Here is a 20,938-nt window from a genome sequence, read left to right as displayed (position 1 = left end):
TCGTGCTGCGTTGTTAGCGCAGCGTGATCCCCTGTCGGCCCGCCAGATCGACAAAGAATTGCCAAGCGACACGACCTGACCGCGCGCCGCGCGTTGCCTGCCACTCTATCGCTTCGGCCCGCAGATGATCGGCGTCGACTTTGACGTTGTGGGCCGCACAATAGCCATCGATCATTGCAAGATATTCATCCTGATTGCAGGGATGAAAGCCGAGCCAAAGACCAAAGCGATCTGACAGCGACACCTTTTCCTCGACCGCCTCGGAGGGGTTGATGGCGCTGGAGCGTTCGTTTTCAATCATGTCACGCGGCATCAGATGACGCCGGTTCGAGGTGGCATAGAACACCACATTCTCCGGACGGCCTTCGATACCGCCATCCAGCACCGCCTTCAGGCTTTTGTAGTGCTGATCATCATGACTGAACGACAGGTCATCGCAGAACAGAATAAACCGCTGCTTGGCACTGCCCAGATGGTGCAGAAGCCGCGACACCGAGGGTAGGTCCTCGCGCTGCAACTCGATCAGCTTCAAATCCGGACAGTCCGTCAGCAAGGTGCCGTGAATGGCCTTGACCAGACTTGATTTCCCCATGCCGCGCGCGCCCCACAGCAGGGCATTATTGGCCGCAAACCCCTGTGCAAACCGGCGGGTGTTTTCCAGCAATGTATCACGCGAGCGGTTGATCCCGACCAGCAGATCCAGATCCACCCGACTGATGTCTGTTACCGGCTCCAACCGCTCCGGCTCCACATGCCAAACAAAGGCCGAGGCCGCCTCAAAATCGGGCGCAGCCAAGGGGGCTGGTGACATCCGCTCAAGGGCGTCGGCAATGCGGGTCAATGCGGTCTTGTCCATGGTGGTCTCCGTCTGGGTCTGCCGCTGACAAAGCATGTTATGGCGGGTGCGACAAGAGGCATAGGCATGGATAGAAATCATGCCCCGGTTGCAGTCCTATATGCACAGCAGGTAGCGCATAAACAAACCTGAAAGCCCTGCAAGCGCTCGACTAAGTTCGCCTTAGTACACACCTAACTCGGACAACAACCGACGAGCCATTGCTACCCGTTGAGGAGCGTTGTTCTGGGACCGCATGTCCATGTTGAGTGCAAATGCGTAAACATTATCATTGTTTTGCACCCATCCTACAAACCATCCAATGCCTGGATCGGAGGCCACCGTCCAGCCTGTCTTTCCATACAATATTGCGTTATTTCTGCTCTCAATTACAGAGATGTCGTGCACAAGTGTTTGCGAGTGATTGGAGAACGGAAGTCGCCACGTTGCCAAAGCCGCGAGAAACCGCACCTGCTCAACCGCACTTATCTTCAGTGGACCATCGAGCCAAAACCGTTCAACTTCAGCTCCAACAGTTCCGTTTCCGTACGATAGATTTTCCAGCAGCTCAGTATATCGATCCTTTCCAACTCTTCTGGCGAGCTCCTGAAAGACAGGTACGTTTGAAACAGCGAACGCGTTGCCAATCCGCATGTCCTGTTCCCAGGCTTTAAAGGGTTGCGGTTCACCACCATAGGGGATGATCTCGTTTTCATCTGCGATTACTCCCAACTCCAAAGCAATCAAACTATTCGCAAACTTGAATGTTGAAGCTGGAATGAAGCGTTGAAAAACGCGCTCTGCATTAACAACTACAAGCCGATTATCAGCAACATCCAGCAGCGCAAAACTACCGTTCATGCCCTCATCTTCAAACACTCTGACCAAATCGGATCGATCAACCATTTCTTCAGCGGAGACTGCAGCAGACAAGAAAAAGGCAAACACGGCGCAAGTTGCCGTCGTCAAGAAGTTTTTCCGGATCCACTGAGACGCCATGCTGGGTTTGCCTTCCGATACTATACCTCAAGGGTAGAATTTGATTGCAGACAACACAACCGATACTGATGCTAAAATGGGGTATGGGTTGTCCCTGCAAAAAAAGGCGCGCCATCTCTGGCGCGCCTTTTGATTTCAATATGCCTCAGACCTACTTGTCCTTGCTGTCGTCAATCTCGTCGAAATGAGGTTCGGCGTCAGCAGGGTCAATGTCATCTTCATCGTCGTCATAGAAGCCTTCGGCCCGCAGTTTGGCTTCGCGCTTCACTTCGACCCGTGCCACCAGCATGATCGACACCTCGTACAACCCATAGACCACCACAAACAGGATCACCTGAGTGATCACGTCCGGCGGTGTCACCAGCGCGGCCAGCAGTAAGATCGCCACTACAGCGTATTTGCGTACCGATTTCAGCCCCTCGGCACTGACCAGCCCGACCTTGCCCATCAGGGTCAGCAGCACAGGCAATTGAAAGCACATGCCAAAGGCCACGATAAATTTGATCGTCAGGTTCAGATATTCCTGCGCCGAGCCCTGGAACACCACGCTCAGCGGTGCAGCGGTGCCATCCACGACGGCCTCGCCTCCGGCACCAAATTGCTGGAACCCAAGGAAGAACTCATAGGCCAGTGGTGTCACGACGTAGAAGGCAAAGCTGGCGCCCAGTGCGAACATAAACGGCGAAGCCAGCAGGAACGGCAGAAACGCGCCCTTCTCGTTTTTGTACAAGCCCGGGGCCACAAACCGCCACACCTGCATTGCCAGATAGGGGAACGACAGGATCAAACCACCCAACAACGAGACCTTGATCGCCACAAAGAAACCCTCTTGTGGGGAGATAAAGATCAGGTCGCAGTCCTGCCCGCGATCCGCCAGCACCTGACACAAGGGATTGGTCAGGAAGTTGAAGATCGGCGTTGCCACGGTGAAGCAGATGATCATGCCGATCAAAAACGCCACCACCATATGGATCAACCGATTGCGCAACTCGGCCAGATGCTCGATCAGCGGGGCAGTGCTGTCTTCGATCTCGTCAGTCTGGCTCATGGTTTACTCTCATCATCGGGTAATGGGGCCGCATCACTCGGTGTCAGGGCCGCGTCCATCTCATCGGCCTTGGCCAAGGCTTCAGCAGCTTCGGTAGCCTTACGTTCAGCGGCCGCGCGCGCGGTGGCAGCCCGAATTTTCTTACTGTCTTCGGCCCGTTCAGCAAACAACTTGCCGGTTTCGCTTTCCGGGTCAATTTTTCCACCACCGGGGCCTTTGCCGGTAAAGTCCATGCTTTTTGCCATGTCCTGCGCCGCATCCCGGACACCATCCATTGCAGTGCCAACCGGGTTACTCGCGACCTTCAGCCCTTTGGAGATGTCCTTGATGCCGGACTGGTCGGCGGCATCATTCATGGCGCTGCTGAATTCACGCGCCATGCCCTTGGCCTTGCCGACGGCGCGCCCAACGGTGCGAAACATCACTGGCAAGTCCTTGGGGCCCACCACGATCAGCGCCACCACGCCAACCACCAGCATTTCGGTCCAACCCAAATCAAACATCAGCGATTACGCCTTGTCTTTGTCGGTTTCCGGAGTCACGTCCTTGGCGGTCTCAGCGACCTCTTCTTCCAGCTCTTTGGTGCCTTCGTTGATGCCCTTTTTGAACGAGGTGATGCCTTTGCCGACTTCACCCATCAAAGAGCTGATTTTGCCACGTCCAAACAGAACCAGAACCACAACAGCAATCAGCAGCAGGCCAGGAAGGCCGATATTGTTCAACATAAGAATGTCTCCTTTTAGGTCGGTGCCCATCCGCACCGGATATTCGTTTCATTAGCGGTTCTACGCCCACCGCTGTTTGATCGAAAGCAACAACAGTGTCCTGACAGAGGCTTCTAAAGTCTTTTTGCATTTTTTCAGGCAATCGCGAACCCAACTGACAGGTTTATGTCAGTTGCCCCTTGCTAGGTCCAGAGCGTCAACACACATAGGAGATGACAAATGAAAAACGCAGTTGCTGAAATCGTGACCTTCGCCCTGGCCGACACCGTAAAATCAGCCGATTTTGTTGAAATTAGCAAAGGCACTGAAACCTTCGTTCGGTCCCTGCCCGGCTTTGTACATCGACAGCTTAGCGAAGGGGAAGATGGGAAATGGACCGACTATGTTATCTGGGACAGTATGGAGGCTGCCAAGTCCGCTGCCGAGGCATTCATGAAAGCCGAGTGCGCCGGCGCATTGATGACAGCCATAGCGCCTGACAGCGTAAACATGCGGCACGAGAACGTGTTGTGGAAGATGGCTGCTTGACGAAAGTGGTCGGGACGGGACAAGGGTATACCCATGCGCCGCACCGACCGCCTTTTTGATATCATTCAGATCCTGCGCGATGGCAAATTGCATCGCGCCAAAGACATCGCGGACCGGCTGGAAGTGTCGGTCCGCACCATTTATCGTGACATGGACACGCTGGTTGCCAGCGGCGTGCCGGTCGAAGGTGAACGCGGCGTTGGCTACATGGTGCGCGAGGCCATCACCTTGCCGCCTCTCACCCTGACCAGCGAAGAACTGGAGGCGCTGAACCTTGGTATGGCCATTGTCGCCGAGGCCGCTGATGACGATCTGAAGAAGGCAGCCCAGTCGCTAGCCGACAAGATCGATGCGGTGCTGCCCACCAGCACCGTGGCCGAGGCCGACGCCTGGAAGTTTGCAGTCTATCCCTTTGCCGATGCTACCCGCGGCTTTATCCATATGCCGACCCTGCGCAGCGCCATCAAGTCGCGCCAGAAACTGCATCTGGACTATCGCCGCATCGACGGCGTTCTGACCGCCCGCACCATCCGGCCGCTGAACATGGAATACTGGGGCCGCGTCTGGACACTCACCGCTTGGTGCGAGACCCGCGATGATTTTCGGGTGTTCCGTGTCGACCTGATTGAGGCAGCCATCGCGCTGCCAGAGCTGTTTGCGGATGAGCCAGGCAAACGATTGGCGGATTACAGCCCCGAATAGACCGTCTATCCCAGTTCGAAACTTGTCACACCAAAGACCTTGTTCACATCAATGTTCGGAGCAGGCCCCCTAAACATCCGCGCAGTTTCAAATACGGGCCTCAGGCCCAGCGACTGGGCAACGTTATTACCCGCAATATTCGGCTCTGGCACGTCCAAGAACACCTGATCCTGCGGACCGACCCCCTGCAGCAGCCACGCTAAAATCGCCTCGGCCACCTGCTGAGAATGCGCCACCAGTGGGCCAATTTTATATCCCTCCCGGCAAGGTCGAATAGTACCAAAGCCAATTGTATCGCCCGCCTGCACTGCCTGTACCGTCACATGAGCCGTCGCTTGCATCCAGCCCTGCCAAAACAAACGGCGTGCGGCGGGAAACACACTCCGGTCGAGTGCTTCCAGCTGCGCGTCAGGTATATCAACATAGTGCAGTTCTAGCCCTGCAGCTGCTGCAACCGGCAGAACCGCTGGCACGCCTCCGTAGCGGATATTACGATAGGCCAGTTCAAACCCCGAAGCCAAGTAGTTATCCTGTTGATCCACTACCCCGTCCAGCCCAACCACACGGCGGCCCGCATGATCCAGCGCCCGCTGCCATAGCTTTAGCCCAAACCCACGTCCGCGCCAGTCCGGTGCCACAATATAAAACCCAAGGAAGGCAAAGCCGGGATCATAATTGACCACCGAAATAGAAGCGACCATCTGACCGTCGAGCCAACCACCCCAAAAACCCCGAGGGTCCGCCTGTGCAAAACATTCCGCGTCCTGAGCTCCGGGGTTCCAGCCTTCCGCCGCCGCCCAATCGATCATCAGATCACGGTCAGCCGCAGTCATCACCCGTTGTGTGTAAGTTTGATCCATCTCTGCCCTCAGCCTGGTAGGTCACACCCGCAGGCTGGCACAGTCAGCGTGGAAACACAAAACACCGGTTGCGTTTCACCGTCAGCCACATCACCCGCCCTGCCGCTGGCAGGAACACATTCGGCACAGTCGCCTTCAACACCGAGCCATCGTGATCCATCCGAAACTCGACCAGGCTTTCATGGCCCAGGAACCGCGCCCGTTGGACCGTAGCACGTGCCGCCACACCGTCGCTGGGGGTGGGCAAGGGCCCCGCCCCGCCACGGTCGAAATCAATTTTCAGATGTTGGGGACGAAACACGATATCCACATCTGTGCCATCCGGCAGGCCCGGCGCTAGAAAATCACCAAACGGCGTTTCCGCCAAAGCCCCCTGAACACGCGCCTTCAGCACATTGGTATCACTGAAAAAAGCCACCGCCGCATGATCTACAGGTCGGGTGTAGACATTATACGGCGCACCCTGCTGCACAATCTTGCCACCGCGCATCAGCGCAATCTCATCCGCCATCCGCATGGCTTCTTCCGGCTCATGGGTGACCAGCAAAACAGCCGTGTCTTCCTCTTTCAGCAAGCTCAGCGTCTCGTCGCGAATGCCGTCGCGCAACCGATTGTCCAGCCCTGAAAACGGCTCGTCCATCAACATGATCCGAGGCTTGGGCGCCAGTGACCGCGCCAGCGCCACCCGCTGCTGTTCACCGCCCGACAGCTGATGCGGAAAGCCGTCGATGAATCGCAACAGATCTACCCGCGCCAGAAGCTCTTCCACCCGTGCCCGTTTGGCCTCTTTTGACCCCTTCAGACCAAAGGCTACATTGTCCCCGACGCTCAGATGCGGGAAAAGGGCAAAGTCCTGAAACATCAGTCCAATTTCGCGGCGTTCAGGCGGCACCCGGAAATGCGTGTCACAGATCAGCGTGCCATCAACATAGATCTCACCGCTATCCTGCATTTCAACCCCGGCGATGATCCGCAGGGTTGTCGACTTGCCACACCCCGAGGGTCCCAACAGGCAGGTCACCTGACCCGCCTGGATGCTCAACGACACATCATCCACCACTGCCCGACCACTGAAATGGCGCACAAGGTTACGAATTTCCAGACGTGGAGTGACCTGCATCAGGTGGACCTCAGGAGCGGTATTCATGGTCGGGGTACAGCCTCACTGACGCTTGCCGAGGAAAACCATCGATTTCCCCGCGCAGATAGCAACCCCGCCCCAGTGACGCAAGTATTCAGCAACAAGAGGTGGCCGCACTCTCACCATCGATCTCAAACGGGCTTTCGCCACCACAGCCAGCAAAGATGCCGTAATGGGTATTGAAGTTGCCAATAAACTCGAAATGTGCGGCAAACCGGGTCTCCTTCAGCATCATCCAAGTATTGCCGCAGACCGGAAACACTTTTCCAGTCTCGATCACATGATGGTCATCCAAGGCAAACACATGCGGCGCATGTGGGATGCTGCCCTTGTAGATCACCGCTTGGCCGAAATCTTCACAGGCCGGTTCCAACCCAGCTAGCTTGAACAACCGGTAAGTCGCCGACAGGAACTTTAACGGCGCCACCCGTTGTTCCAGCTTAGGGTTTTCAATGGTCAGAGGCCGCGCCTCAACCTGGCGCGGATCAGCAAAACCTGCGCCGCGGGCCAGGGTCAGAAAATCATTCCAGTACAGCGCACCAGACAGGCATTCGCCATACAACACCTCATCCTGTGCCATAACCTGTGGCACCCGTCGGTCTGCATAGACATCCGAGAAATACATCTCGCCACCCTCTTTCAACAAATGATGTGCGCCACGCAGCACTGCTGCCTTGTCGGTAGCCAGATTGATCACACAGTTAGACACAATGATATCAAACGAGCCCGGCTCAATGTCCAAATCGCCCAACTGTTCAATATAGCCATGGTGAAACGCAACGTTTGACTGAGCGTAGCCAAACTTGTCCGCGTGGTACTCTTGATGCGTCCGCGCCACATCCAGCTGAGCGGGCGTCATGTCAACGCCAACGACATAACCGCTCTCGCCAACCATGGCCGACAGCGCATAAACATCCCGTCCCGCGCCACAGCCCAGATCCAGAATCCGCATCCCTTCCAGCGACAGTGGCGCAATTAACCCACAGCCATAATACCGTGTCAGCACCTCATCATGGATCTGCGAAAGTACCGCCTTCATATGCGCAGGCATGGCATCAGGCGTGCAACAGGCATTGGTCTGCAGATCATCACTACTCTGCAGCACCTCACCATAATAGGTCTGTACGGATTTATGTTCCATCGTGGCACCTTCCAATTTCCTTCCCCGCCCGGCTAGCGTCTCCGCGCGCAGCCCGCAACAAAAACCGACCATTCCTGTTCATCTGGCCCCTGTTCATCTGGCCAAAAATATCCCGGGGGTCTGGGGGCAGCGCCCCCAGACAAGCCCACTTATCAAGCCACCACCTCAAAACAGATCTCATCACGCACCCGACCATTGACCATCACCTCCAAGCGATGGGGGCCGGGCACCAATGTAAACGTGCTGGCATTGGCCTTCAAAGGATGGCGCTTGGTCAGTGTCAGCCCCTTTGCCCCCAATTTTGCCTGCTTCAGCTTAAACACTTTAGCCGAGACCTTGCCGCTGGGGCGCAGAAAATGCAGCCGATAATCTACCAACACCGGTAGACTCTGCTCAGCCGACAGATGACAGGAAAATTCCAGCGCCTCACCAATGCGCACCGGCTCGGCTTTCAACACCAGCCGGGCCTTCACCGCAACGTCCGGATCATACCCCAACATCCGCATCGCCCTTGGATGGCCCGCTTTGATCAATCCCCGCAACGCATGGGTTGTGATCCAATCCAACTCGCGACGCCCCTGCCGGTCCATCTCCTGCCAGACCTCCAAACGGTCCAACGCCAAATCAGGGTCTTTCTTTGTGATGTCATTCAAATGATTGGCCACTGACCGGGTGACAAACCGGGTTGCGTCCCCATGCAATACATCCAGCAGGGGTAAAGGATCCTGCAACTCTAACCCCACAGCCATCCCCCAGGGCAGGCGCGGCCGTGTCCCTTCACTGACCAGTCGCCGTACGTGATAACTGTCGTGCCCCGCCCAGTGTTGCATCCGTTCCATGACTTTGTCCGGCCAGCGATTTAGAAACGGGCGGACCGCAAACTCCATAGAGAACCGCTGCGTCAGCTCAACCAATACATCCAGTGAAACCTCAGGGTAAGCATCCAGCCCCTTGGCAACCACCAACTCGCCCAATGGCGCAAAGATGAAATCGCCAAAATCATCATCGACCTTGTCCGGATCCAAAGGGGCGGGCAGCGCCCGCAAAACCACCTCGGCCACCTCGGGCAAGGCACCGGGTAACATAAGCCCCAACACCTCGGCGATCCAGTCGATCCGCTGCTTCAACTCCAGCTCAGGCAACCGTGCCATCACCTGTGACTCGAATTCGTCAGCCTTGAACCCCGGATCAGCCAGGGCAAAAAGGCCCGCCAGATAGCGGACCTTTTCACGATTGAACAATTGGTCTTTCAAAGAAAATCCCGCGGCCATGCTACATCAACGAATTGGTGGCGCCACCATCCAGTAGGATGTTCTGACCCACGATAAATCCGGCATGCTGCGAGCACAAAAAGGCACAGGTCGCGCCAAATTCACCCGGCGTGCCATAGCGACCCACTGGAATGGTGGCGCTGCGCTGCGCCACGGCTTCCTCTAGTGTGATCCCCTGCTGCGCCGCCGCACCACTGTCCAACGACACGGACCGGTCCGTTGCATGAAGGCCTGGCTGCAAGTTGTTAATGGTCACACCCTGCCCGGCCACCTGACGCGAGGTCCCCGCGACATAGCCGGTTAACCCGGCGCGGGCTGAATTCGATAGTCCCAGTACCGGGATCGGAGATTTAACCGACACGCTGGTGATATTCACCACCCGGCCCCAGCCACGATCCATCATCCCAGGCAACAAGGCCTTCATCATCGCAATCGGTGCCAGCATATTGGCGTCCAGTGCCGCGATAAAATCCTCACGATCCCAGTCGGACCACATCCCCGGAGGGGGGCCACCAGCATTATTGACCAGAATATCCACACCCTCAGCCGCTGCAAGAACCGTCGCCTGCCCCTCAGCTGTCGCGATATCAGCCGCAACCGTAACCACATCCACGCCGAATTCATCGCGAATGGCCTGCGCCGAGGCCTCAAGAGCCTGCGCGCCACGGGCATTCATCACCAGATTGACCCCTGCTGCGGCCAAGGCTTCGGCACAGCCCAGGCCCAATCCCTTGCTGCTGGCACAAACCAAAGCGCGTTTACCGGAAATTCCTAAATCCATGACATTCTCTCTCAGATAGACGTGTATTTTGCATCATCCTTGCACCCTTACCAGAGAATTGACCAGCCCCGCCTGCCCGCAAATCTGCGCGATCTGGACCCGCCACGGCCACATTTCCATGCAACTCTAGGTGGACGCGACCCGCAATCGCACCCATATCATTATATGGTTCACCCTAATCCAAGGTTCCCAAGTGCTCTTAGAATACGGCCATATCCAGTCTGTCCTTGCCTACCCGGCCTCTGCATTCCACGTACACGTCGGGGCAAATATGGGGGATACGCTGGGCGTGTTGGATGACCTTATGCTGGATGACACCTACCAACTGCAACAGGGGGCTACCCCACAACGCCTGGCCCTTTTGGCCCAGCCCTGTGGCAGCTTGCAAATTGGTAACGTGACCGAGCTGGGAACCCCAAATGCAGCGCTGCATCTTGACTGCGTTCTGAGTCTGATGTCGCCGGATGGCAGTATAACCGAGGCCTTGGTGCTGGTCGAAGTCGACACGAACGGCATGATATCGGCAATGTTCCTGCTGCCCTTGGCCCCAATGCAAACGCAGATCGACTATGTGCTGGTGCGCAGCGAACGCGACGGTGCCCGCAAAAGACTGGCACAGATGGCCAGCGTTTCGTTCAGCCGCGGCACGCTGATCACCATGGCCTCAGGCGCACAGGTGCCCATTGACAGGCTTGGCTCAGGTGATCGGGTACTGACCCGCGATGACGGCGCACAGATGGTTCACTGGGTCGGTCAGACCACCCACCGCGCCGTTGGCAATATGGCTCCAATTCTGATTCGCGCCGGCGCACTCAACAACGAAAACGACTTGCTGGTCAGCCCAGATCACCGCCTGTTCGTCTACCAGCGCAGCGATGAGATCGGCGCTGGAGCGACTGAACTGTTGGTCAAGGCCCGCCATTTGGTCAATGGTGACACCGTCGTGGTCCAGGATGGTGGCTTTGTCGAATACTTCCAAATTCTGTTTGAGCGCCACCATATCATCTACGCCGAAGGCATAGCTGCCGAATCTCTGCTGATCGATCCGGTCACCAAACCCGCCCTGCCGCCTGAATTGCTGGAAACACTGGCGTCACAACAGACCACCCATGGCCGCCGTAATGATCACGGGCTTGAGGTCCAGAAGACCCTGCTGGATCGCCCAGATGCGATTGCCGCCCTGAAACGCGCCTCGCTGCGATAGCTGCACACCTGGCGCCATAGTGACACCCGCCGTTTTTCTTGCTTCCACAGCATTTCTTACCTATACGCGCGCTCATGTTGGACACTGCCTCAAACCGCCCCGAACTGCCGAGCGAAATCGCCCGCCGCCGCACTTTTGCGATCATCTCGCATCCGGATGCCGGTAAGACGACCCTGACGGAAAAGTTCCTGTTGTATGGTGGCGCCATCCAGATGGCCGGCCAGGTCCGCGCCAAAGGCGAGGCACGGCGCACTAGGTCGGACTTTATGCAGATGGAAAAAGACCGCGGCATCTCGGTCAGCGCATCCGCCATGTCGTTTGATTATGGCACCTTCCGGTTCAACCTGGTGGACACGCCTGGTCACTCGGATTTCTCGGAAGATACCTATCGCACCCTAACGGCCGTGGATGCCGCAGTCATGGTGATCGATGGTGCCAAGGGGGTGGAAAGCCAGACCCAGAAACTGTTCGAGGTTTGCCGCCTGCGCGACCTGCCGATCCTGACGTTTTGTAACAAGATGGATCGGGAAAGCCGTGAAATTTTTGATATCATAGATGAAATTCAGGAAAACCTGGCCATCGACGTGACCCCGGCCAGCTGGCCTATCGGGGTTGGACGTGATTTTGTTGGCACCTACGATATCCTGCACGACCGCCTGGAACTGATGGACCGTGCGGACCGCAACAAGGTTGCCGAGAGCATCGAAATAAACGGGTTGGACGACCCCAAACTGGCCGAACATGTGCCCGCGCATTTGCTCGAGACGTTTCTGGAAGAGTTGGAAATGGCCCGCGAGCTGCTGCCCGCCCTAGATCGTCAGGCACTTCTGGACGGCACTATGACACCGATCTGGTTCGGCTCTGCGATCAACTCCTTTGGTGTCAAAGAGCTGATGGATGGCATTGCCAACTTTGGCCCCGAACCCCAGGTACAGGTTGCCCAGCCACGCGACATCGCGCCCGAAGAAAAGAAAGTGGCTGGTTTCGTGTTCAAGGTTCAGGCCAATATGGACCCCAAACACCGCGACCGCGTGGCCTTCGTTCGTATGGCAAGCGGCCACTTTAAGCGCGGCATGAAACTGACCCATGTGCGCACCAAGAAGCCGATGGCGATCTCAAACCCTGTGCTGTTTTTGGCTTCGGATCGCGAGCTGGCCGAAGAGGCCTGGGCCGGTGATATCATCGGGATTCCCAACCACGGCCAGTTGCGTATCGGCGATACCCTGACCGAAGGCGAGGCCCTGCGCGTCAGTGGCATTCCGTCCTTCGCACCAGAACTGCTGCAAAGCGTACGGGCGGGCGATCCGCTGAAATCCAAGCACCTGGAAAAGGCTTTGATGCAATTCGCCGAAGAAGGCGCTGCCAAGGTATTCAAGCCCTCCGTCGGGTCGGGCTTTATCGTCGGCGTTGTTGGCCCATTGCAGTTCGAGGTGCTCGCCAGCCGGATTGAGATGGAATACGGGCTGCCGGTGCGGTTTGAGCAAAGCCAGTTCACCTCAGCCCGGTGGGTCGCGGGGGACAAGCAGGCGATTGATAAGTTTACCGCCGCTAACAGCCAGCACATCGCGCATGATCATGACGGCGACATCGTCTATTTGACCCGGTTAAAATGGGACATTGACCGGGTGGAACGCGACTATCCGGATCTGAAATTGACCTCTACTAAAGAGATGATGGCTTGAAGATTGCAGACATCTGCCCCTTGGCCGACCTCGACGACCATATGCGCATTGCCCGGCAGTATCGTCGGGCAGGCGATCTGATCCAATGACCCGCTGGGGGCTGGTCGCGACCATCAAGGCCGACGCCTCTGACATTCTGAACTTCGCAGCGCATCACCTGGATGCAGGCGCGCACCGGTTATTTTTGTACCTTGATGCCCCCTGCCCCGACGCCATGCCGTTTCTCAAAGCGCATCCAAAAATCCGGGTTATTTTATGTGATGACGCCTATTGGCTGCAACGCCGCAAATCCCGACCGGTCAAACACCAGGTCCGGCAAACCCTGAACGCCACCCGTGCTTACAGCCGTCAGGCCTCTGATCTGGATTGGTTGATCCATATGGACGTCGACGAGTTTCTGTGGAGCGAAAGCCCGCTACAGCGGGTTCTGGGCGATTTGCCCCTTGATGTCTTCTGCGCCCGCACCCGCCCTATTGAATTGCTGGGCGGACACGGTAACGCGTTCAAGGCCTATATGCCCAGAACGCCCTCCCACAACGCCATTGTTCAAGACCTTTACCCCAAATTTGGTGACCACCTAAAAGGTGGGTTCCTTAGCCACGAGCAGGGCAAGATCTTTGCCCGTACCGGTGCCAAAGACTTGGAATTCCGCATCCACAATGTCTTTGTTGACGATGTGACCAATCCCAATCAGATAGAGTTGCCAGACGTTGATCTGTGCCACCTGCACGGCAAGGACTGGCAAGACTGGATCTCACACTACCGCTATCGCCTCCAGAAGGGCTCGTATCGGTCCGAGCTAAAGCCAAATCGCAGTCGGGAAAAAGGCGGCGTCACTCTTCACGAGGTTCTAAGTCAGCTTGAGACCGAAGACGGTGAAGCAGGCTTGCGCTCATTCTATGACGAAGTTTGCGCAGACACCCCCGAGCGGCGAGCCCAGCTCCAAAAACATGGTTTGTTAAAAACTCGTGACCTGAAGCTGGCGGAAAAATGCCGGGTACATTTCCCGAAATTCGGTTGAATTGTTTCCAAAAAACCCCAACAGGCGCTTTGAATTGGCATCTGCTTCGAGTTCATTTGACCCTTGGTCTGTATTTTGGTATTCCCCGCCGCGAGCCGATTGTGCAGACCGCACAGTGACCATCCGGGTCCGGCCATCTAAATGCACGTGCGGGCCAAGTCAGTGTCCGTGAAACGCGGAAACACATGACGAAATTTTCTGATCTGAATCTAAACCCCAAAGTTCTCAAAGCGATCAACGAAGCGGGTTATGAAACGCCGACACCGATCCAGGCCGAGGCAATTCCACCTGCCCTTGAAGGCCGCGATGTATTGGGGATCGCCCAGACGGGCACCGGTAAAACAGCCTCGTTTACCCTTCCTATGATCACTCTGCTGGCCCGTGGCCGTGCGCGCGCCCGTATGCCGCGCAGCCTGGTACTGTGCCCGACACGTGAATTGGCAGCGCAAGTTGCCGAAAACTTTGATACCTATGCCAAGCACCTGAAACTGACCAAGGCGCTGCTGATTGGCGGCGTTTCGTTCAAAGAGCAGGACGTGGCGATTGACCGTGGTGTCGACGTTCTGATTGCGACCCCAGGCCGACTGCTGGACCATTTTGAACGCGGCAAACTGATTCTTTCCGACGTCAAAGTGATGGTGGTGGACGAAGCCGACCGTATGCTCGACATGGGTTTCATCCCAGATATCGAACGTATCTTTGGCATGACCAACCCGCTGACCCGTCAAACCCTGTTTTTCTCGGCAACCATGGCGCCTGAGATCGAGCGGATCACCAATACCTTCCTGTCGGCTCCGGCCCGTATCGAGGTGGCACGTCAAGCCACCACGTCTGAGACGATCACCCAGGGTGTTGTGATGTTCAAAGCCTCGCGTCGTGACCGCGAAGCCAGCGAAAAGCGCAAGCTGCTGCGGACTCTGATCGACAAAGAAGGTGACAAATGCACCAACGCGATCATCTTCTGCAATCGTAAGATGGACGTGGATGTGGTTGCCAAATCGCTGAAGAAATACGGCTATAATGCCTCGCCGATCCACGGGGACCTGGAACAAAGCCACCGTATGAAGACCCTGGATTCGTTCCGCGATGGGTCACTGCGCTTTCTGGTCGCCTCGGATGTGGCGGCCCGCGGGTTGGATGTGCCCAACGTCAGCCACGTGTTCAACTTTGATGTGCCCAGCCACGCCGAAGACTATGTACACCGTATCGGCCGCACCGGTCGTGCAGGTCGTGATGGAACGGCAATGATGATCTGTGTTCCCAAAGACGAAAAGAACCTCGCCGATATCGAACGTCTGGTTCAGAATGAAATTCCGCGTCTGGAAAATCCACTAAAGACTGCGAAACCCGCAGAAGTCGCAGATGGCGGCGAAGAGAAAAAATACACTGGCCGCACGCGTCGCTCGTCCAAGTCAGGCGAGACCCGCAGTAAGACCAGTGATAAAGTTGCAGCAGCAACCGACACACAGGCCGCAACGCCTGAAACCAATGTACAGGCTCCTGCTGCGGCCGCTGACACCCAGACCAAGTCAAAGACCGATAGTCGCCAGAACAAATCTGATGACCGCCGGGCAAACTCAAACGATAATCGGGGCAAATCAGGCGACAACAGATCTTCGTCGCGCTCAAACAACCGCTCACGCGGGGGTCGTGACAACGGCAAGACCGTCGTCGGCCTGGGCGATCACCTCCCCAGCTTCATTGCGCTAAGCTTTGAAGAGCGCCGCGCGGGCTGATCCAACCAAATCTGATGACCAAAAAGGCCGTACCCTAGGGTGCGGCCTTTTTGCTTGCTGCAATACCTTTGCGCGCGCAGCATAGCGGCAATGTGGAAATAGCCGGTGTTTTTGCGAGCCGGCTCGCTTATCTGCCAATCAAGACAACACGATGATTGATGACGTAGCGAGTAAGAGCCATGAAACTGACAGATTTTCCAGAACTGACATCCGCCGAGATCCACCACATCGAAGCACGTGCACGCCAACTGCGTGGCGAGTACATCCAGGAGAGCATGGTTGCCGCCGGTCGCAAAATCGCGACACTATTGCGACTGCCTGCCACGCTGTTTTTCCGCCGCGTAGCCTGACCACACAGAACACACCACCACTCACTAACGAACTACCAACCACTCACACACAAGAAAACGCCCCGGTCGGAACAACCGGGGCGTTTTTGCATCTGCCTAGACTGCCTTGCCCCGTTGGGGCATGCGTTGAAGACCCAGCCTTACCGCATCCGGCTTACGACCACCGTCACTTCTGGCTTTTTACCGATCTCGTTCTGCGAGGTCTGCCGTGCAACGCGCCGCAGACCATCCTCCAACTTGTCATCGTCACGAAGGGTCTTTTTATTGGACCGCTTCAGGAACTGGTCCAAATCCGCTTCCAGGACTTCAACCAGCCCGCCTTTTGAGCGTCCAGTTTCGGGCAAACCTTTGACATCGCACCATGGCTCACCCAACGGAGCGTCTTCCTCGTCCAGAATCACGGTCACCACCACATGGCCGTTCAGCGCCATCCGAATACGGTCACGAACAACCCCGTCCATGGCGCCAATTTTCACGGTGCCATCCAGATAGGTGCGACCGGTATCGACATATTCGGCCACCACAGGCGTCTCGCCGGTCAGGTCCATCATCATGCCGTTCACAACAACCGCACTGGCCATGCCCTTGCTGATCCCCAACCGCGCATGTTCGCGCAAATGGCGGTGTTCACCATGCATCGGGATCAGCATTTTGGGCTTAACCAGATCATGCAGAGTTTCCAGATCGGGACGGTTCGCGTGACCCGAGACGTGGTAGAGCCCCGAGCTATCGTCCACAACATCCACGCCCTTTTCCGAGAGCTGGTTCATGATGCCGATCACGCCCTTCTCGTTGCCCGGAATAGTCTTCGAGGAAAACAGGAACAGATCGCCCTCTTTCAGTTGCAAACCACGGTACTTGCCACGCGCCAGCTGCGCCGAGGCCGCCCGGCGTTCGCCCTGACTGCCCGTCACCAGCAACATCACGTTTTCACGCGGCATCTGAGTGGCCTCCTCGGGGCTGACAACCGATGGAAAGTCCGTCAGCACACCGGTTTCAACCGATGCCTCGACCATCCGCTGCATCGCCCGTCCCAGCAACACAACCGAACGCCCTGCCCGCTCGCCAGCCTCGGCCAACGTCTTCACGCGCGCCACATTAGAGGCAAAGGTGGTGGCAACAACCATGCCCTTGGCATCCTGAACCAGCTTGGTGATCTCAGGACCCAGTTCCAGTTCCGAACGACCAGGGTTCGGCGAGAACACGTTTGTGCTGTCGCACATCAGCGCCTGTACGCCCCCCTTGCTCAGCTCAGTCCAAACCACTGGGTCGAACGGTTCGCCAACAATTGGAGTTGGATCGGTTTTGAAATCGCCTGAGTGCAACACACGACCCGCTGGGGAATCGATTACCATGCCACCACTTTCGGGCACCGAGTGCGATATTGGCACGACACCAATGCTGAAAGGACCGAGTTTGGTGACTTCAGGCCAGGCTGAAACGGTGCGCACCGCATCTTCCGGATGGCCGTGTTCCTTCATCTTGCGGCGCGCAATATTGGCGGTAAAGGACCGCGCATAGATTGGCACGTTCAGCTTGCCATACATATGCGCCACGCCACCAATGTGGTCTTCGTGCGCGTGGGTGATAAAAATGCCTTCCAGCTGGTCGGCGCGTTCCTGCAGCCAGGTCATGTCGGGCATGATCAGATCAACACCGGGGGTGCTATCCATATCCGGGAAGGCAACGCCCAGATCCACCAGGATCAGGCGCTCTTTGCCGGGTTTGCCATAGCCATAGACATAGGCGTTCATACCAATTTCGCCTGCCCCACCGAGGGGCAGATAGATCAATCGTTCAGTGCTCATCTTGGAGACCGTTTTCCTTGTTGTATTTGTGAATAATCTGCAAACCATGCATGGTCAGATCATCCTCAAAAGCGTCAAATAACTGTGCTGATTGCTGGAATAAAGGCGCCAGCCCGCCTGTCGAGATGATTTTCATCGGAACGCCGTGTTCCGCTTTGATCCGCGTGCAGATCTCGCGCACCAGTCCCACATAGCCCCAGAACACGCCGGATTGCATGCAGGCTACGGTGTTGGTGCCTATTACCGACTGTGGCTTCGAAATGTCAACATGGGGCAGGGCTGCCGCCGCCTGATGCAGCGCCTCAAGGCTAAGATTCACCCCCGGAGCAATCACGCCGCCAATATATGCCCCATCTTCGGCCACCACATCAAACGTAGTGGCAGTGCCAAAATCCACCATGATCAGATTGCCACCGTAATGATCAAAGCCGGCAACGGTATTGACCAGCCGGTCCGGTCCAACGCCGGTGCCCTCGTCGACGCGTACGTCTACCGGTAACAGACAATCGGATTTGCCCACCACCAGCGGCCGCGTATTGAAATATCGATCCGCAAGAACCCGCAGATTGAACACCACCCGCGGCACTGTCGACGAAACGATCATGTCAGTGATCTCGGCTTCAATCTCCTGCAACCGCATCAGTGTATTCAGCCAGACGAAATACTGATCCGCCGTGCGCTTCCAATCAGTGGCGGTGCGCCAGGTGCCGACAAAGCGCTCGCCATCCCAAATGGAAAACACTGTATTGGTATTGCCACAGTCAACTGCCAAAAGCATCGTGCCTGGCCTTTCCTAAAAATAGACGTCGGCCGCCGGAATGCAAACACGACCCTTGGCGGTGTTTAGAACAAGGTTGCCATCCCCGTCCACCGTTTCAAATGTTCCGGTGGTTTCCGAGGTCGCGGTACGGGCCGCAATAACCTCGCCCAGCTTGGCAGCTCTGGCCAACCAGGCATTGCGGATGCTCTCAAACCCATAGGTCACAAATTGTTGCTCGTATTGCGCAAAGGCGGCGGCCAATTCGTCAAGAAAGTCCTCGGGGGAAACTGATGCCCCGGTTTCAGACAACAGCGAAACCGGACGCAATGCACCCTCCTCCAACTGTTCACGTGGCGGCACTTCGCTCAAGTTCACACCGATACCCACAAACAGGTGGCTCGTGCCCCGATCTACACCCGCGCTCTCCAGCAGAATACCGGCCAATTTTCCACCATTCAGCAACACGTCATTGGGCCATTTCAGCGCAAACCCAGTGGCACGCCCCGTCACCACGACACAGGCGTCAAACAATGCCAGCGAGGCGACAAAACTGCGTAAAGCCGCCTGCGCTGGCGTCCCTTCAGGGCGTAAAACCAGTGTGCAGGCCAAATTACCCTCCGGATTGGCCCAGGCCCGCCCACGACGGCCCCGCGCTGCAGTCTGATGGCGCGCCAGGATCCACTCAGGCCCCGCCAGATCCGGCGCAATCCGCGCCGCCTCGCTCAGCGTGCTGTCCACCTCCGCCAGGATCCGCCGTCCATATCCATCCGGCCACTTACGCATGTCACCCTCATCATCTTTTTTCGTTAAATACTCTCGCCGAAGGCATCTCTACAAACGGCGACGCGCCCATAAGGGCGCGTCACATTATTCTAACCTTTTGCTCGTCCTGAGATCAGTTGACGAGCGTGGCTGCAGCAGCTGCTGCAGCGCTCTCAACGCCAAACATATTGATGATCCCCAAAACCATTACCGCCGCCGAGGCCACCAGAAAGCCCCAGAGAACAGGCGATGAATTCCGATCCAGTTCTTCGCCCTCTTCACCAAAGTACATGTAATAGACAATGCGCAGATAGTAGAAGGCACCAATCACCGAGGCCACCACACCGGCAATGGCCAGCCAGGCCAAACCACCCTCATAAGCTGCCCGCAGAACGTAGAACTTACCAAAGAAGCCCAACATTGGCGGTACACCCGCCAGCGAGAACAACAACACCAACATCGCCAGCGCCTTGCCCGGCTCACGGCGCGCGTAAAGGTTCAACGACGAGATGTCGGTGACTGGTTTGCCGTCCTTTTCCATCATCAGAATAAAGGCAAAGGTGCCGATGTTCATGGTGACGTAGATCGCCATGTAGATCAGCATCGCCTGCACTCCAAACACGGTGCCCGACGCCAGCCCCATCAGTGCAAAGCCCATATGCGCAATCGAAGAATAGGCCATCAGGCGTTTGATGTTGGTCTGACCAATCGCCGCCACAGCACCCAGGAACATAGAGGCCAGCGACAGCATGGCAACAACCTGGCTCCACTCTGCCACTGCATTGCCAAAGGCATCATGCATCACGCGGGCAAACAAGCCCATCGCCGCCATTTTAGGCGCCGATGCGAAGAAAGCGGTGACCGGTGTCGGCGCGCCCTCATAGACGTCCGGTGTCCACATGTGGAACGGCACGGCCGATACCTTAAACGCCAGACCCGAAATCAGGAACACGATGCCAAACAGCAACCCAATTGAGACTTCGCCGTGCTGAGCTACCTGGATGATACCTTCGAACTTGGTGGTGCCGGCGAAACCATAAACCAAGGACGCCCCGTACAGCAGCAAACCAGACGACAAAGCGCCCAGAACAAAATACTTCAGCCCCGCTTCGGTCGATTTGACACTGTCGCGCCGCATAGAGGCCACGACGTATAGCGCAAGCGACTGCAGCTCTAGCCCCATATACAGCGACATCAGATCGCCGGCAGACACCATCATCATCATGCCTACAGCACTCAGTGACACCAGCAGCGGGTATTCAAACCGCAGCATGCCGCGTTGCACCATATAGTCTTGCCCCATCACCAGCACCGCCGCTGCCGACAACAGAATGGTAACTTTGGCAAAGCGGGAAAATCCGTCATCGACGAACATTCCGTCAAAGGCAACATTTGTGCCGCTACCACTGCCGGCAATCCACAGCGCCAGAAGTGCCATCAGACCACTTGTGGTCCAGATCAACAGCGGCCCCAGCTTGTCCTTGGTCGAATAGACCGCAAACAGCAGTGCCAACATGGCGTAAACGGCCAGGATCATTTCCGGCAGAATTACATTGAGATCAGCTTGGATCATCTACCCGGGCC

21 protein-coding genes are annotated in these 20,938 nt (G+C 56.7%); 7 read left to right on the top strand and 14 right to left on the bottom strand.

Going from position 1 to position 20,938, the window contains the following annotated elements; all coding sequences use genetic code 11:
- Positions 1 to 13: 13 nt before the first annotated feature.
- The 5 genes from EBB79_RS06690 to EBB79_RS06670 form a co-directional block, all read right to left on the bottom strand.
- Positions 14 to 856, bottom strand: a complete 843-nt coding sequence (locus tag EBB79_RS06690) for an ATP-binding protein (RefSeq protein ID WP_127748184.1) — start codon at positions 854 to 856, stop codon at positions 14 to 16.
- 162 nt (positions 857 to 1,018) lie between these two features.
- Positions 1,019 to 1,804, bottom strand: coding sequence for a class D beta-lactamase (blaOXA, locus tag EBB79_RS06685; RefSeq protein ID WP_238705012.1), 786 nt, complete (start codon positions 1,802 to 1,804; stop codon positions 1,019 to 1,021).
- Positions 1,805 to 1,985: 181 nt separating this feature from the next.
- Complete coding sequence (tatC, locus tag EBB79_RS06680; protein ID WP_127748182.1) at positions 1,986 to 2,882, bottom strand: twin-arginine translocase subunit TatC; 897 nt, start codon at positions 2,880 to 2,882, stop codon at positions 1,986 to 1,988.
- Positions 2,879 to 3,385, bottom strand: a complete 507-nt coding sequence (gene tatB / locus EBB79_RS06675) for a Sec-independent protein translocase protein TatB (protein ID WP_127748181.1) — start codon at positions 3,383 to 3,385, stop codon at positions 2,879 to 2,881. Before tatB ends, tatC begins: the two co-directional genes overlap by 4 nt.
- A 6-nt stretch (positions 3,386 to 3,391) precedes the next feature.
- Entirely contained in the window at positions 3,392 to 3,607 is a 216-nt protein-coding gene (locus EBB79_RS06670) for a twin-arginine translocase TatA/TatE family subunit (protein WP_127748180.1), read from the bottom strand.
- 219 nt (positions 3,608 to 3,826) lie between these two features.
- Here EBB79_RS06670 and EBB79_RS06665 point away from each other — a divergent pair, with 219 nt between their 5' ends.
- Both EBB79_RS06665 and EBB79_RS06660 read left to right on the top strand, forming a co-directional pair.
- Complete coding sequence (locus tag EBB79_RS06665; RefSeq protein ID WP_127748179.1) at positions 3,827 to 4,135, top strand: hypothetical protein; 309 nt, start codon at positions 3,827 to 3,829, stop codon at positions 4,133 to 4,135.
- Positions 4,136 to 4,168: 33 nt separating this feature from the next.
- Entirely contained in the window at positions 4,169 to 4,837 is a 669-nt protein-coding gene (locus EBB79_RS06660) for a helix-turn-helix transcriptional regulator (RefSeq protein ID WP_127748178.1), read from the top strand.
- A gap of 5 nt (positions 4,838 to 4,842) precedes the next feature.
- Here the strand turns inward: EBB79_RS06660 and EBB79_RS06655 are convergent, their stop codons facing one another.
- From EBB79_RS06655 to EBB79_RS06635, 5 genes are all read right to left on the bottom strand, one after another.
- On the bottom strand, positions 4,843 to 5,697 hold the full coding sequence (locus tag EBB79_RS06655; RefSeq protein ID WP_127748177.1) for a GNAT family N-acetyltransferase: 855 nt from the start codon (positions 5,695 to 5,697) through the stop codon (positions 4,843 to 4,845).
- A 43-nt stretch (positions 5,698 to 5,740) separates the two neighbouring features.
- Positions 5,741 to 6,844 (bottom strand): ABC transporter ATP-binding protein, encoded by a 1,104-nt coding sequence (locus EBB79_RS06650; protein ID WP_127748176.1) that lies wholly within the window; start codon positions 6,842 to 6,844, stop codon positions 5,741 to 5,743.
- An 88-nt stretch (positions 6,845 to 6,932) separates the two neighbouring features.
- Positions 6,933 to 7,979: a methyltransferase domain-containing protein gene (locus EBB79_RS06645; protein ID WP_127748175.1), complete on the bottom strand. Its 1,047-nt coding sequence runs from the start codon at positions 7,977 to 7,979 to the stop codon at positions 6,933 to 6,935.
- 152 nt (positions 7,980 to 8,131) lie between these two features.
- On the bottom strand, positions 8,132 to 9,250 hold the full coding sequence (locus EBB79_RS06640) for a hypothetical protein (protein WP_127748174.1): 1,119 nt from the start codon (positions 9,248 to 9,250) through the stop codon (positions 8,132 to 8,134).
- Between the two features lies 1 nt (position 9,251).
- Positions 9,252 to 10,031, bottom strand: a complete 780-nt coding sequence (locus EBB79_RS06635; protein ID WP_127748173.1) for an SDR family oxidoreductase — start codon at positions 10,029 to 10,031, stop codon at positions 9,252 to 9,254.
- A 193-nt stretch (positions 10,032 to 10,224) separates the two neighbouring features.
- Here EBB79_RS06635 and EBB79_RS06630 point away from each other — a divergent pair, with 193 nt between their 5' ends.
- The 5 genes from EBB79_RS06630 to EBB79_RS24375 all read left to right on the top strand — a co-directional run bounded on the left by EBB79_RS06630 (position 10,225) and on the right by EBB79_RS24375 (position 16,024).
- Complete coding sequence (locus tag EBB79_RS06630; RefSeq protein ID WP_238705011.1) at positions 10,225 to 11,235, top strand: Hint domain-containing protein; 1,011 nt, start codon at positions 10,225 to 10,227, stop codon at positions 11,233 to 11,235.
- Positions 11,236 to 11,309: 74 nt separating this feature from the next.
- Entirely contained in the window at positions 11,310 to 12,917 is a 1,608-nt protein-coding gene (locus EBB79_RS06625; protein WP_127748172.1) for a peptide chain release factor 3, read from the top strand.
- Positions 12,918 to 13,002: 85 nt separating this feature from the next.
- Positions 13,003 to 13,938: a glycosyltransferase family 2 protein gene (locus EBB79_RS06620; protein WP_127748171.1), complete on the top strand. Its 936-nt coding sequence runs from the start codon at positions 13,003 to 13,005 to the stop codon at positions 13,936 to 13,938.
- Positions 13,939 to 14,123: 185 nt separating this feature from the next.
- A complete protein-coding gene (locus EBB79_RS06615; RefSeq protein ID WP_127748170.1) occupies positions 14,124 to 15,674 on the top strand; it encodes a DEAD/DEAH box helicase in 1,551 nt (516 codons plus the stop codon).
- A 179-nt stretch (positions 15,675 to 15,853) separates the two neighbouring features.
- The gene (locus EBB79_RS24375; RefSeq protein WP_164860751.1) at positions 15,854 to 16,024 is read left to right on the top strand and encodes an RSP_7527 family protein; all 171 of its coding nucleotides are present in this window, start codon (positions 15,854 to 15,856) and stop codon (positions 16,022 to 16,024) included.
- A 140-nt stretch (positions 16,025 to 16,164) separates the two neighbouring features.
- Here EBB79_RS24375 and EBB79_RS06610 read toward each other — a convergent pair whose 3' ends face one another.
- The 4 genes from EBB79_RS06610 to nuoN form a co-directional block, all read right to left on the bottom strand.
- Positions 16,165 to 17,832: a ribonuclease J gene (locus tag EBB79_RS06610; protein ID WP_127748169.1), complete on the bottom strand. Its 1,668-nt coding sequence runs from the start codon at positions 17,830 to 17,832 to the stop codon at positions 16,165 to 16,167.
- Positions 17,822 to 18,610: a type III pantothenate kinase gene (locus tag EBB79_RS06605; RefSeq protein ID WP_127748168.1), complete on the bottom strand. Its 789-nt coding sequence runs from the start codon at positions 18,608 to 18,610 to the stop codon at positions 17,822 to 17,824. Before EBB79_RS06605 ends, EBB79_RS06610 begins: the two co-directional genes overlap by 11 nt.
- 15 nt (positions 18,611 to 18,625) lie before the next feature.
- Entirely contained in the window at positions 18,626 to 19,375 is a 750-nt protein-coding gene (locus EBB79_RS06600; protein WP_127748167.1) for a biotin--[acetyl-CoA-carboxylase] ligase, read from the bottom strand.
- A gap of 112 nt (positions 19,376 to 19,487) precedes the next feature.
- Complete coding sequence (gene nuoN, locus EBB79_RS06595; protein ID WP_127748166.1) at positions 19,488 to 20,927, bottom strand: NADH-quinone oxidoreductase subunit NuoN; 1,440 nt, start codon at positions 20,925 to 20,927, stop codon at positions 19,488 to 19,490.
- Positions 20,928 to 20,938: the final 11 nt, after the last annotated feature.

Origin of the sequence: Parasedimentitalea marina (assembly GCF_004006175.1) — a bacterium.
In the GTDB taxonomy this organism is placed as follows: domain Bacteria; phylum Pseudomonadota; class Alphaproteobacteria; order Rhodobacterales; family Rhodobacteraceae; genus Parasedimentitalea; species Parasedimentitalea marina.
Note: the sequence above shows the minus strand (reverse complement) of the source record. Positions and strands in the feature narration are given on the sequence as shown.